We start from the raw sequence: 13,004 nt of genomic DNA, 5'->3' as shown, positions 1-13,004 counted from the left end.
CAGACCGACCAAAGTTCGTCCCTGGTCGTCCCACCCCATTTTCATATTGAAACTCTTACTAATGCCATTCCCGGAGCGCGAGAAATTGCTTTAGGAGCCCATGGAACCGTCTTTGTCGGGTCCATGGCACAAGGAAACGTCTATGCAATTCCTCATATAGATCAAAACAGCCACCCATTGCGGGTCTTTACCTTAGCAAAAGGGCTGAATACGCCTGCTGGCGTAGCTTTTCACAATGGCGATTTGTATATTTCGGATACAGACCGCATTCTTGTCTTGCGGGATATTGAAAATCATCTCGACAGTCCGGCCATCCCTGAGGTCATAACAGATCGCCTTCCGTACAAAGACGGTGATCATTTCTGGAAATTCATTGCTTTCGGTCCGGATAACCGCCTGTATGTTCCTATTGGGGCCCCTTGCAATATCTGTGACGTTGGACATGATTTCGCTAAAATAATCAGCATGAATCTAGACGGGTCTGATATTCGGGATGTCGCATATGGGATTCGCAACAGTGTAGGGCTAACGTGGCAGCCGCAGAGCAATAAACTCTGGTTTACGGATAACGGTCGCGACATGATGGGAGATGATGTTCCTTCAGACGAGCTTAACCAATTATCCCATATCGGCGCGTCATATGGATACCCTTATTGTCATCAAGGAAATATCCCTGATCCCGTTTTCGGGAAGCAGCATTCCTGTCACGATTTTACACCGCCTGCCCTTCTTCTTGGTGCCCATGTGGCGGCGTTAGGTCTGAGGTTCTATAATGGGAAAATGTTCCCTGCGGATTATCAGGGGAATCTTCTGATTGCAGAACATGGATCCTGGAACAGATCCGTACCGTCAGGATACCAAGTTGTATCTGTTCATTTCAGTGGAATGAATCATCCCGAAAAGCCAACTCTCCTGGTCGGAGGATTCCGCAGAAAGAACCACGTTCGCGGGTCGACCAGCCGATCTTCAACCATTACCTGACGGAAGTCTGTTGATTAGCGATGATCTGACGGGTTCGCTTTATCGCCTGACTTACGACAAAACCCGTCCCTGAACTGTGAGTTGTTTTATCTTGTAAAGGCCCGTGCGAGTGCGTTCTGTTTTTTGACTTTCGACGGGCAGTCTGGTGTCTTCGAGCTGCCGGCCCTGCCATCCGGCGCCGAGGGAGACATAGAGTTCGATGGCATTGCGCACGCGGGCCAGGCGCCCGACCACCGCCTGATCCTGCGCCGACAGGGCGGTCTGCTGCGTGGTCAGCACGTTCAGGTACCCGGTCAGACCCGCCGTGAAGAGTTTCTGCGCCCGGTCACGGGCCAGACCGGCATCCACCGCCGCCGCGTTCAGCTGCTCGACCAGTTCGGCATTATGCCGCCAGTCGCCCATCGCGTCCTCGACCTCCGCGAAGGCCTTGAGCACCGTCTTGCGATAGGTCAGACGGCTGGCTTCCGCTTCCGCCCGTGCCTGCGCAATCGCCGCCGTATAACGTCCGCCATGAATGACCGGCAGCGTCGCCATCATCATGAAGCTCCAGCTCATGCCGCCAAGCTGGAACGCCTGATAGGCCGCCGAGGCGTTCGGATTGAAGTTCAGCGGAATGGAGAACTTCGGATACAGGTTCGCCACCGCAATCCCCACTCGCGCCGTGTCGGCGGCGTATTCCGCCTCCGCTCCGCGGATGTCGGGGCGGTTGATCAGCACCGTCGAGGGCAGGCTGGCCGGGAAACGCGGCAGATCCGGCAGCGGACGGCGCTTCTCCAGATCCTCTTCCAGCTGGCCCGGCATCTCGCCCAGCAGCACGGAAATCGCATGCATCAGACGCTCTTCCTGCTCATGCAGGGGCGCCAGCCGGGAGCGTTCGAGATGCTCTTCGGTCTGCGCCTGGGCCACGGCCAGCGTGTTGCCCAGACCGTGCGTGTACAGCCGTTCCGTCAGTTCGCGCGATTTCTGCGCCACGTCGATGGCCCGCTCGGTCACCGTCAGACGCTCCTGCACACCGCGCAGCGTCACGTAATCGGAGGCCAGTTCCGACAGCAGTGCCAGCAGCACGGCACGGCGGTTCTCGATCGACTGTTCGACGATCCGCTTGCGCTCTTCCACCTGCCGCGCGATATGCCCGAACAGATCGATTTCCCAGCTCGCCCGCGCGCCATAGGTCAACACGGAAGCTTCCGGACGGTTGGCCGGGTTTCCCGGACGCAGTGGCCAGTTGTCCACATTCACGGAATAGCGGTCATCCCCGCCCCCGGCCGCCGCATCGAGCTGCGGGTACCAGGCCGACTGCGCCTGACGGCGCACCGCACGTTCGGAAATGATGTGCTGCGAGGCAATCTGCAGGTCGTAATTGCCCTTGATCGCCTGCTCCACCAGTTCGTTGAGCATGGGGTCATGGAACTGGCTCCACCAGTCCTTCATGTCCGCTTCGGTCTGTCTGATCTCATCCGCCGTCGCCACTTTCGGCTGCTCGACGAAGGCGTCGGGGATCTTGATCTTATCCGGCTTGAAGTTCGGCCCCACCGTACAGGCCGTCAGGGACAGGCAGGTTCCAAGGGCCAGGGCGACAGTGCGGGCGAAGACGGAGCGTGCCATGTCAGAGATGGTTCTGCAGCCAGGTGGTCAGCTTGCCCTGGGCTCCGGGCGCTTCCTTGCCGATGGTCACCGTGGCCGTCATGCCGGCCGCCAGCGTGATCTCCGGCGGAACGTTGTCAAATTCCAGACGCACCGGAATACGCTGTGCCAGACGCACCCAGGTGAAGATCGGGTTGACATCTGGCAGGCCGAGGCGGTCGGACACGCCGTTCTGGTCGTTGATGCCGCGGCCGATGCTGACCACGTGGGCCTGCAGGATCGTCTTGTAACCCATCAGCTTGACGCGCGCCATGTCGCCCACGCGCACGCCATGCATCTTGGTTTCCTCGAAATAGCCGTTGATCCAGAAGCTGTGCGCGTCGATGACCGCCAGACCCGACTGACCGGCATGGGCGTAGTCACCCACCCGCAGGTTCAGGTTGGTGATGTATCCATCCACCGGGGAATAGACCGTCGAGCGCTGGAGATTGAGCAGCGCCGTGTTGAGGTCCGCCTTGGCGGCGTTCACCTTGGCGCGCTGCGTCTCGGCGTTGGAGTTGAAGTCTTCCTGTTCTTCCGCGGAGACGATGCCGCCCAGCCCCATGCGGCGCTTAGCATCGGACATGCGGAGTTTCAGGTCTTCCTCTGCCCCGGCCAGGCGGGCCCGGGCGGCGTCGATGTCCAGGCGGAAGCGGACGGGATCGAGCACGAAGAGCGGATCTCCCTTGTGAACGAACTGGTTGTCCACCACCGGAACCGACACCACCGTGCCCGAGACTTCAGGCGCCGCATCCACAACATAGACGCGCACGCGTCCGTCACGGGTCCAGGGGGCAAGGACATAGATGTCCCACATCGTCCGCCCCAGCCCGATGGCCAGCGCCAGAACGATCAGGGTCAGCAGAACACGGATGACACTACGGGTCCAGTTCATCGCCGACCCCTCCTACACGTAAAGGATGAGCAGACAGAGAACACAGACATACAGCGCTATTTCAAACAGGGCGACATGCCAGAACCAGCCCAGAGCACCCGTTCGCCACAGGACACTCCGCAGGACCAGCGTCACAACAACCGCCGCAACCGCATAAAATCGAAAAGGGGGAGCAACAAAAACCCCAAAAAGATCAACCTCCGCAAGCATCACTCAGATACCTGCAGATCAACAAACTCGCCGGTCAGATCTCTTCCCACGGGGCTCCTCGGCTAGACCACAGCGACTCTTGCGATACGAAGAATCACCAGAACGCCATTCAAAGATTCCTGAAACCAGCGTCAATGGCAACAGACTGGTTCCCTTACAGACCGATGCCATATAAACAGATTATATGTCAATTAATGAGATATGATCCATTATGGGCCGCGAGCAGAACCCTTCAGATTTTCACAACCATTTTCAGGATATGAATCTGACATTCCACGTCATGCGTCTGGCGATTCTCTGGCGCGCACAATTAGATCGTGCCCTGCGCCCCGAAGGGATGACGCTGGCGGCGATGCGCCCCATGGCCTATCTGATGCTTCGCACAGCCCCTATGAATCAGAAGGATCTGGCAGCCTGCATGGGCCTCGACAGTTCAGCTCTCGTCCGTATTCTGGATTCTCTTGAAGCTGACGGTCTCCTCTTCCGTCAGTCCGATCCACAGGACCGTCGATCGAAATTCATTGTCCTGACAACAGCCGGACGGAAAAAATGTCAGCAATTCCACCATATTGCTGCTCAGGTGGAAGCAGAACTGACATCCTTCATCAAAACCGGCCAGAAAACTGAAGTTGCAAGTGTTCTGGCCACAATGGAAGCGCGTCTTTCCCCGCATTGCGTCCTGCCTTCTGACCCTTCCTGAAAGCAGCGATCACGGAGCCTCCCATTGATCGTTCCTTAGCTTCATCGCCCTTTCATGCAGCAGAGAACTTTGCCGGAATTTCTTTCAGGCGCCCTAACAGCAATTGTGATTGACCGCAGCTGTCGCTGCCCTTCCCTGAGACAGTCGCTTATCCGTCTGCGCAGAATCGTGACGCTCCTTGGTCAACTTCCGGCAAAAACCCTGACTGTGTATGGCAAACATATTTTCCCTTTGCAGCAGGGTTGCCGTCATCGTTTTTGACAGGATTTTCCGCCTTTTTTATTCGTAGAGAAACTAGGGACTGGATACAGACACAAACCGTTCATATCTAAATGAACGTTCCGATGCGTCGCGTGTTTAACGGAGGAAAGCATCGGTTATGCATGTGAAAGGTTTCAGTCATGTCTCTCACTACTTCGCGTTTCGGGATTACACTTGCTGTCATGGCAGGTCTGGGTCTGGCGGCAACAGGAACAGCTTCTGCGGCTGATACGCTGGGAACGCCTTCTGGTCATATCATACTGGAATCACACTCTGCGGATATCGGTGTCGGGCTTACCTGGGGCGAAGGAAAGCTGGTCTATGACCACCAGACCTATCGCTTCAAGATAAGCGGCGGCAATCTTGCAGCTGTCGGATATTCCACGGTCAAAGCAGAAGGAACGGTATACAATCTGAAGCACCTTCATGACTTTGACGGCAGTTATGGCTCCCTGGCCGGAGAAGCAACTCTGGACAAAGGACTAGGTGGCGCAGTCCTCCAGAACAGCAATGGCGTGCGGGTCCGTATTGACACTACTTCGTCGGGCGCACGTCTGGCCGCTGGCGCACAGGGGCTGACTTTTACCCTCAAAAACTGAAACGGATTTTCGAGCGGAAAAGTTTTACAAAAGTTTGCAGCCCTGAAGAGAGTGTGATCCTATCGCCTTCTCTTCAGGGCTTTCAGCATGAGGTCTTTCAATGAATACTAATATTCTGGTTCTTTCTTTCCATGAGGAAAGCAAGGCATTTCAAGCATTTTCGGAACTCAAACAGCGTGCGGCAGACCAGAAACTTGTTCTGATCAATGCCGCTGTCCTTCAGCGTGACACTGCTGGGAAACTTGCCATCCAGGACAGCTGGGTCAATGGTTCTGCCGGAGATCAGGTCCTGACAGGGACACTTCTCGGCTCGCTGGTCGGTCTTCTGCTTGGTCCGCTCGGTTTTCTGCTCGGCGCTACTACCGGTGCACTTATTGGTTCCGGCCTTTCTGTAGAGAGCGGCGAAGTTCAGACCAGTCTGATCGAACAGATCTCTGCATCAATTCCTGACGGGATGACAGCCGTTGTCGCAACGGCTCAGGAATACGTTCCGGAAGTTGTTGACGATCTCGCTGCCTCTCTGGGTGCCGCCGTACTGCGCCGACCTGTTGAAGCTGTAGAACAGGAAGTAGTCGGCCACGAAAAAGCCCAGATCGCCGCAGCTCTGCAGGCGCGTAAGGTATTGTCTTCACAGCACAAGGCTGAATGGCACGAGAAACTGGCTCAGTGGCATCAGCAATTTACTGCACACCTTCAGAATCTGAAGAATAAATTCTAATTCTGCCCGTATTTTCCTGTCCAGAACAGCAGGACAGGAAAATACTCCTGATAAGTACCTTGGCCATAGGTGAATATCTTTTCGTAGGCCCATGAAAAGGAAACAATCTTCTCAAGAACTTCAGTCATTTCATAATGCTGATACTAACCATTTCTATTTACCAAAATATGCAACGCATCAATTTCTATACGCCTGAAAAAATCTTCTCCGGATCCTGAACAATCCAAGAAAAATCCCTGCACTTTTGAGAAAAATATTTTCAGATTTTATAGGTTCCCCAAAACCTTAAGTCCGATGAGAGTTGCGTTGGGAATGACGGAAGTTTCGCCCGGTCTCATCATGTATTCAAATTCAGACTGGACCACGACCCCTGGCCGAACGGGAATACCGTAATAGGCCTCAAGAATTGCAGAATGGGTTTGTGGACCATTGACGAATGCCCCCATTGACATTCCCGCCATCTGCCGGAGCCGCTGACCATATGTCAGGGCCGGACTCATCTGGTAATAGGAATACATGACGCCAAACCGGTCAAAGGGACGACGCGGGATAATACCCAGCAGAGACGCACCCACATAAACTTCATCTGAAAATGCCGAAACGCTCGGTGTGTTATGAATATATCCGGCCAGAATATATCCACCTGCCATCTGATGCCGTCCCCCTTTCCGGTACACCATCTGATCTGCTTCAATATAGAAAGTATCTCGTGCCCGCTTTGAACCGGCCGTAACGATATTCCGGTATGCTGTAGGAATGGTTCCTATAAGATCGGCATAGGGCGACGTGTCATGTCCAAAGCCTAGTTTGTAATGACCCGGAAGCCGCTTTGGCCCGAAAAACGGCTCCCATGTCAGTTCGATAGGCAACATGACGCCAGTCGACTTTTCACTTCCCCATGACCAACCAGAAGGATTGTCCGTCAGAGCCGTTACACGGTAAGCCCCGGTCCGGAGCACGAGATCACGAGCAGGTTTGAAACGGACCGTCCCTCCCCAGGTCGCCTTTGGATATACACTCCATCCCTGCATTCCTTTCATGGCGACAGGTGCGGAGCACTGGACCATGAAAGTGCACAATAGGACTGAAGTGCCATAAGTATGGGTCAGCGTAATGCGACCAATATTGATATTGATCCTGTTATGTAAGAACGATTTTTCCAAGTAGATATCAGCAAGATGCGCTGCCATATGGCCAGAGAGACTATACACTTCACTGAGCAGGATATGATGATCCCCGACATGGTCGTATGACACCTGCCGTCCGGCGCGTTCCATCATGACAGCGTGCAAAATCCATCCATCAAACCCCAGCAGCTTACCCAGATCCAGCCGGTTGTTCCATGTCAGTTCATGAGCATAGGACATCCCGTGGCTTTCCCCTCCGCCCACGTCGGCCATCGCTTCTCCCTTATACGAAAACTCAAAGCTGTAGCCGTATTTCTGAAGCCAGTTCCGGACGGGAGAAAGTTGCGGAACAAGATGCCCAAAAGCTTCCTGCGGAACATAGTATCCCGCTACCAGGTCACTTTTGCGCAGAGCATCGTCATTTTTGTTCAGCAGGAAGGAAATGCTTTCCGTGTCGAATACAGACGCCAGATAATCCCCGGCAGCCGGAGGTTTCTTCGCAGGTTGGGGCAAGCTGTTTTTCTGTCCCATCGGCAGAACTTTTTCTGATCCTGAAGGCACTCCTGATGACGAAGATACCACTGGCGAAGCCCGGCCCGAATGTTGAACCATATCCTGCGCATGAGTCTGCAACGGTAAGATGGACAGTCCCATAAGAAGCACGGTTCCATATCCCCACTTCCAAGACAGGACAGGCTTCCGGGAATGTCGTGAACACCAAAGGCATAATCCTGACTGCTTTTTTATGCCCCATCGAATCAATGTGCCCATTGGACGTGCGCATTCGCATCCCGAAAAATCTTTTTCGAACATTACCTGCACGCTCCTGAGAGAATTTACCTGATATGCAATTACTCAAATTGCTAGACCACAAGACAAGAAATAAAACTAATATACACAGTAGAAATAAGCATATAATAATTTTTACAATATAAAAATGTGTTATTATTTAAATAATAAAATTATATAGCCATGATTTATTCCAAATTATTCAAAACTCTGATTTAGAGCTTAACCATATGTTCGAGATTCATTGGAGGGCAAGTAAGAGTATAGTCATTAAATACTTTTACTTTTCGTTGTTTTTGTAGTGATGTCAGTTCGCTCGACACGCCAATTCAGGACTGACATACTTGGCAGCAGCCGTCATATTCCGCCCCGGGAATGCTGTATGGGTTTCCCATACGGAAAGTATTTTCTTTCCTGCGAATTTTTATTTTGAAGTCATTTCGGGATTTTTATCCCCTTTGTCGGGCCTAGGACCCGCCAACAGACCCTTTCTCTGAAGGAAAGGGTCATCCCGCTCTCTTTCTACTTTCAGGAACGACCCAGAGAGTCTGAATCCAGAAAACGCAGGATAAGATAGGGAACGAAAAAATATAGCGCCACCAGAACAAGCAACTCGTCCAGCAGCCAGCCGACATCCACATGAAACACGGAGCGGTTCAACATATTCGCCAGCCCTAGAATGCAGATCACGCAGAAAAACCCACCCATGTTCCCCCAGAATCCACGCCCATCATTGATCTGGCGCACCTGTTCGAGAATGGTGCCGGACGTGATTTTCATGGCTACGTTCCCGTTCTTTCCGGAGCAATGGGTCTGAGTTAAAAGCGGCTCACATTCTGTAATCTAGCCCCATTGCTTCACGGATCAAACCCTTGTCTCACGAAAAAACCGGCCCCTCCCCTGAAGGAGAAGCCGGCTTTCCTGTTATTGTTCCTGACTGATCAGGCAGCGCGAACGGACGAAACCTGAGGCGTTGTCTCCTGCCCTGCCCGGGAAAGCGCTGCCGAACCCGGGGTCAGTGTCCGGTGCACGGCATCATGCCATCCGTCAATCATGATCCGACGCTGTGCAGGCTCCATGCCAGGCTGGAACACGCGCTCCTGCTTCCATGTTGCGGCCACCTCATCAAGGCTTTTCCATATTCCCGCCTGCAAACCCGCCAGAAAAGCGGCGCCGATCGCTGTCGTTTCGATGTTGCTGGGACGTTCAACATCCACTTTCAGCATGCTAGCCAGAAACTGTGCAAACCAGTCATTAACTGCCATTCCTCCATCGATCCGGAGCATTTTCGCCCGCATGGCGCCGTCCTGACGCATAGCATGGATCAGATCGTAGGTCTGATATGCAACAGATTCCAACATGGCACGTGCAATATGCGCCTGCGTCGATCCCAGCGTCAGACCACAGATCAGTCCACGTGCCTCGGCGTCCCAGTGAGGAGCGCCAAGCCCCACGAAAGCTGGCACGATGTAAACACCGTGGCTGTCAGGAACGCGGGTCGCCATATCATCCGTCTGTGAGGCATGTGTAATCAGATGCAACCCGTCACGTAGCCACTTGATCCCGGCTCCTGCCACGAAAATGGACCCTTCAAGGGCATAAACCGTGCGATTGCCGATCCGGTAACCAATGGTCGTCAACAGACGGTTATGGGACATGATCGGCTTCTCCCCGGTATTGAGCAGCATAAAGCAGCCCGTCCCGTAAGTTGCCTTCGCCATCCCTTCCTGAAAACAGGCCTGCCCCACGAGGGCCGCCTGCTGATCGCCCGCCATGCCTCCGATCACGATCGGCTCACCAAACAGCTTGGCATCCGTTTCACCGAAGAGACAGCTGTTGCCCAAGACCTCCGGCAGAAGCGGCTTGGGAACATTAAACAATCTCAGCAGGTCCTCATCCCATTCCTGTGTGTGGATGTTGAACAGGGATGTCCGACAGGCATTCGTAATGTCCGTCGCATGGCGCTTACCTCCGGTCAGCCTCCAGAGCAGAAAACTGTCGATGGTGCCGATAGCCAGTTCCCCGGCTTCCGCCCGCTGCCGCGCATCCGGCACATTATCAAGTAGCCATGCGATTTTGGTGGCCGAAAAATACGGATCCAGCAGCAGGCCGGTCTTTTCCCGAACCATGGGCTCCATGCCCGCCTGGAACAGCCGGCTGCATTCCTGCGCCGTACGGCGGTCCTGCCAGACCAGAGCCTTGTGAATCGCCTGTCCCGTCTTCCGGTCCCAGATCACAACGGTTTCGCGCTGGTTGGTAATGCCGATTGCTGCAATACGGCTCACACCACCGACATCATCAACCACTTCGCGCGCCGTGGACAGGACATCACGCCAGATGTCCTCAACGTCATGCTCGACCCAGCCGGGAGCCGGATAATGCTGCGGGAATTCCCGACGCGAAAGCGCAAGCGTTTCCACTTTATCGTTAAAGATAATGCTGCGTGTTGAAGTCGTGCCTTGGTCGATGGCGAGAATGCAGTCTTTCTTGATCATGATACATACTCCAAGAGACAGGCGAGGTCAGGAAACCTTGTTGATGACAGGAACCAGCGGCTCAGACGGGTTAGACACAACAAGGACGGGTTCCGCAGGATTGACGCCTTCCGAATCTACCTTGATTGTCTGCTCCGCAAACCGCGGCATGTAAGGGCGCAGGCCATACTGGTAGAGACCGGCACCAATCGGACCACCAACCATCGGCGCAACGATCGGAACCCACCAGTAGTTCGCTGGCGCAGGAATGGCCGCCTGTCCCCATCCTGCGAAAAAGCAGAAGAGCCGGGGCCCGAAATCACGGGCAGGATTGATCGCCCATGCATCCAGATACCCACACGAAGCGCCAATAGTGGCCACCAGAAGACCAATAATCAAAGCGCTGGAATTCGCCTGCGGTGCTTGCGTGTTGTACTGGCAGGTAATGGCAAAAATTCCGAACACCAGAACTGCCGTCAGGACAAGTTCGTCCCAGAAGGCATGGGAAACGGTTACAAAATCACCGGGATGCGTAAAGAAGACGCCCGAAGATCCACCATCCACTGCCCGGCTCAGCCCATGAGCAAGATTGTAATGATCGATCACTGGTACATACAGTGAATACACGAGAGCCGCACCAGCCAGTCCACCCAGAACCTGTGCTCCGATATAAGGTGCAACCTTCTTCCAAGAAAAACCGCGGAACAGGGCAAGGGACAGGGTAACAGCCGGATTGGCGTGCGTTCCACTTATGGCGCCGGTTGCGTAAATTGCAATGGTCACACCAAGCCCCCAGACAATACAGACGCCCCAGTAAGCCGTCTTGTAAGGGCTGGGATCATAGAGGGAATACATGGCCGCAACACCGTCTCCGAAGAGAATGATGATGGCGACCGCAAAGAACTCGGCAAGGAGTTCACCAATGTAGCGTTTATTCTCTGACATGACCGGGTATCCGCCATGAGAGTTGCGGGGAAAGTCAGGCGACGTTCTGCCGCCAGGCCTGCGATGTTTCGGATAACGGAGAGACACCTGTCCTCAGACGCCCCTCGACATAAGACTGAAGATCCGCCTTTTCCGCATCGCTGAGGAAAAGACCCAGCTTCGACCGCCGCCAGAGAATGTCATCTGCCGAGCGGGCCCATTCATGATCCATCAGGTAATCAACCTCGCGGGATGACAGGGTCTTCCCGAACAGGCGTCCCATCTCACGGACATCTGGCGTTGCAATGTCATAAGCGCACAAACCGTAATTGCGCATCAGACGCCATGCCGTTTCCGTAGAAAGATGAGGCGCGTAAGCCTTCAGACGGGCAAGCTGCCGATCGAAATCCTGCGGCGCAAAATCTCCGCCCGGTAATGGCGTATCCGCCGTCCATCCTGGCTTGGCCAGAACATGGACATAAGGCGCCAGCTTCTCGATCGCGTGTTCAGCCAGTTTGCGGAACGTCGTAATCTTGCCCCCGAAAACGGACAGGATAGGCGCGCCTGAATTGTCCACATCCAGAACGTAATCACGCGTGACAGCAGAAGCATTTCCGGAATTATCGTCATAGAGGGGACGCACACCCGCATAACTCCAGACAACATCTGCCGGTCGGATCTGCGACGTAAAATAGCGGTTCACGCTTTCACACAGATACGTCACTTCCTCTGGAGAAATATGAACCGTTCCCGGATCCTGGTTCCACGCCACATCGGTTGTGCCAATCAGGGTGAAGTCGTGTTCATACGGGATGGCAAACACGATACGCTTGTCAGGGTTCTGGAGGATATAAGCCTGTTTTCCCTCAAACTGACGGGGAACCACGATGTGGCTTCCCTTCACAAGACGGACCTGATTGCGGCTGGCAACATGCAAGCGATCGTGCAGAAGCTCCGCCACCCAGGGACCTGCAGCATTGACGATCGCCCGGCTCCGAACCTGATAGTCCTCGCCCGTATCGCGATTGCGCAATGTGACCGTCCATTCCTCCATATCCCGATCTGCCGTCAGAAGCTGCGTATGCGTCCGGATATCTGCACCGACACGCGCCGCATCCATGGCATTCAGCGCAACGAGCCGACTGTCCTGTACCCATCCATCGGAATATTCGAAACCGCGCACGTAATCGGATTTCAGCGGCACACCCGTCGGGTCTGTCCGCAGATCAACCGAGCGGGTCTTGGGTAATGTCATATTCGGACAGAGATGGTCATACAGGAACAGGCCTGTCCGCAGCAGCCAGGCCGGGCGCAGCATCTTCGAATGCGGCAGCACGAAACGCAGAGGCCAGATGATATGCGGTGCAATCTTCAGAAGACGCTCGCGTTCAATCAGAGCCTCACGGACAAGCCGGAATTCGTAATACTCAAGATAACGAAGTCCGCCATGGATCAGCTTTGTGCTGGCAGACGAGGTATGGCTGGCCAGATCGTCCTGCTCGACAAGCAGCACACGCGCACCGCGCCCTGCCGCGTCCCGGGCAATACCACAGCCATTGATACCCCCACCTACAACCAGAAGGTCATAGGCTTTGGGCTCTTCCACAGAGGGAGAAATTTCTCGAATCGATGACATCCCGATCTCCTGTCATCACGCTCCAAATCGAGCATTGGATGTTCGTTTTGGAACATCTTTATCGATA

11 protein-coding genes and 1 pseudogene are annotated in these 13,004 nt (G+C 54.4%); 4 read left to right on the top strand and 8 right to left on the bottom strand.

The genetic code is table 11. From position 1 onward, the window contains the following. Positions 1-123: 123 nt before the first annotated feature. Complete coding sequence (locus GMO_RS13505; protein ID WP_008850969.1) at positions 124-981, top strand: PQQ-dependent sugar dehydrogenase; 858 nt, start codon at positions 124-126, stop codon at positions 979-981. A gap of 86 nt (positions 982-1,067) precedes the next feature. On the opposite strand, the pseudogene GMO_RS03835 reads toward GMO_RS13505, so the two are convergent. From GMO_RS03835 to GMO_RS03825, 3 genes and pseudogenes are all read right to left on the bottom strand, one after another. Beyond that, positions 1,068-2,586, bottom strand: a pseudogene (locus tag GMO_RS03835) (efflux transporter outer membrane subunit). A 1-nt stretch (position 2,587) separates the two neighbouring features. After that, the gene (locus GMO_RS03830) at positions 2,588-3,499 is read right to left on the bottom strand and encodes a biotin/lipoyl-binding protein (RefSeq protein ID WP_008850967.1); all 912 of its coding nucleotides are present in this window, start codon (positions 3,497-3,499) and stop codon (positions 2,588-2,590) included. A gap of 12 nt (positions 3,500-3,511) precedes the next feature. Further along, the gene (locus tag GMO_RS03825) at positions 3,512-3,709 is read right to left on the bottom strand and encodes a DUF1656 domain-containing protein (protein ID WP_008850966.1); all 198 of its coding nucleotides are present in this window, start codon (positions 3,707-3,709) and stop codon (positions 3,512-3,514) included. 259 nt (positions 3,710-3,968) lie between these two features. On the opposite strand from GMO_RS03825, the gene GMO_RS03820 reads away from it, so the two are divergent. The 3 genes from GMO_RS03820 (at position 3,969) to GMO_RS03810 (ending at position 5,987) form a co-directional block, all read left to right on the top strand. After that, on the top strand, positions 3,969-4,409 hold the full coding sequence (locus GMO_RS03820; RefSeq protein ID WP_245528418.1) for a MarR family winged helix-turn-helix transcriptional regulator: 441 nt from the start codon (positions 3,969-3,971) through the stop codon (positions 4,407-4,409). Between the two features lie 401 nt (positions 4,410-4,810). Beyond that, the gene (locus GMO_RS03815; protein ID WP_050801380.1) at positions 4,811-5,269 is read left to right on the top strand and encodes an EipA family protein; all 459 of its coding nucleotides are present in this window, start codon (positions 4,811-4,813) and stop codon (positions 5,267-5,269) included. Between the two features lie 100 nt (positions 5,270-5,369). Next, positions 5,370-5,987: a DUF1269 domain-containing protein gene (locus tag GMO_RS03810; protein WP_008850962.1), complete on the top strand. Its 618-nt coding sequence runs from the start codon at positions 5,370-5,372 to the stop codon at positions 5,985-5,987. 266 nt (positions 5,988-6,253) lie between these two features. On the opposite strand, the gene GMO_RS03805 is transcribed toward GMO_RS03810, so the two are convergent. The 5 genes from GMO_RS03805 to glpD form a co-directional block, all read right to left on the bottom strand. After that, positions 6,254-7,645 carry a carbohydrate porin gene (locus tag GMO_RS03805; protein ID WP_083813588.1) on the bottom strand — a complete coding sequence of 464 codons (1,392 nt, stop codon included), beginning with the start codon at positions 7,643-7,645 and terminating at the stop codon, positions 6,254-6,256. Positions 7,646-8,431: 786 nt separating this feature from the next. Then, a complete protein-coding gene (locus tag GMO_RS03800; RefSeq protein ID WP_008850959.1) occupies positions 8,432-8,683 on the bottom strand; it encodes a hypothetical protein in 252 nt (83 codons plus the stop codon). A 161-nt stretch (positions 8,684-8,844) separates the two neighbouring features. Next, complete coding sequence (gene glpK / locus GMO_RS03795; RefSeq protein WP_008850958.1) at positions 8,845-10,398, bottom strand: glycerol kinase GlpK; 1,554 nt, start codon at positions 10,396-10,398, stop codon at positions 8,845-8,847. A 27-nt stretch (positions 10,399-10,425) separates the two neighbouring features. Continuing rightward, on the bottom strand, positions 10,426-11,322 hold the full coding sequence (locus GMO_RS03790) for an MIP/aquaporin family protein (RefSeq protein ID WP_008850957.1): 897 nt from the start codon (positions 11,320-11,322) through the stop codon (positions 10,426-10,428). A 34-nt stretch (positions 11,323-11,356) separates the two neighbouring features. Continuing rightward, the gene (gene glpD / locus GMO_RS03785) at positions 11,357-12,937 is read right to left on the bottom strand and encodes a glycerol-3-phosphate dehydrogenase (RefSeq protein ID WP_040507421.1); all 1,581 of its coding nucleotides are present in this window, start codon (positions 12,935-12,937) and stop codon (positions 11,357-11,359) included. Between the last annotated feature and the right edge of the window lie 67 nt (positions 12,938-13,004).

This window comes from Gluconobacter morbifer G707, assembly GCF_000234355.1.
Lineage (GTDB): Bacteria > Pseudomonadota > Alphaproteobacteria > Acetobacterales > Acetobacteraceae > Gluconobacter > Gluconobacter morbifer.
Note: the sequence above shows the minus strand (reverse complement) of the source record. Positions and strands in the feature narration are given on the sequence as shown.

Coding starts and splice junctions, on each gene's coding strand:
- GMO_RS03810 (WP_008850962.1), top strand. CDS start 5,370: ATGAATACTAATATTCTGGTTCTTTCTTTCCATGAGGAAAGCAAGGCA.
- GMO_RS13505 (WP_008850969.1), top strand. CDS start 124: ATGGCACAAGGAAACGTCTATGCAATTCCTCATATAGATCAAAACAGC.
- GMO_RS03800 (WP_008850959.1), bottom strand. CDS start 8,683: ATGAAAATCACGTCCGGCACCATTCTCGAACAGGTGCGCCAGATCAAT.
- GMO_RS03825 (WP_008850966.1), bottom strand. CDS start 3,709: ATGCTTGCGGAGGTTGATCTTTTTGGGGTTTTTGTTGCTCCCCCTTTT.
- glpK (WP_008850958.1), bottom strand. CDS start 10,398: ATGATCAAGAAAGACTGCATTCTCGCCATCGACCAAGGCACGACTTCA.
- GMO_RS03830 (WP_008850967.1), bottom strand. CDS start 3,499: ATGAACTGGACCCGTAGTGTCATCCGTGTTCTGCTGACCCTGATCGTT.
- GMO_RS03815 (WP_050801380.1), top strand. CDS start 4,811: ATGTCTCTCACTACTTCGCGTTTCGGGATTACACTTGCTGTCATGGCA.
- GMO_RS03805 (WP_083813588.1), bottom strand. CDS start 7,645: ATGGGACAGAAAAACAGCTTGCCCCAACCTGCGAAGAAACCTCCGGCT.
- GMO_RS03820 (WP_245528418.1), top strand. CDS start 3,969: ATGAATCTGACATTCCACGTCATGCGTCTGGCGATTCTCTGGCGCGCA.
- GMO_RS03790 (WP_008850957.1), bottom strand. CDS start 11,322: ATGTCAGAGAATAAACGCTACATTGGTGAACTCCTTGCCGAGTTCTTT.
- glpD (WP_040507421.1), bottom strand. CDS start 12,937: ATGTCATCGATTCGAGAAATTTCTCCCTCTGTGGAAGAGCCCAAAGCC.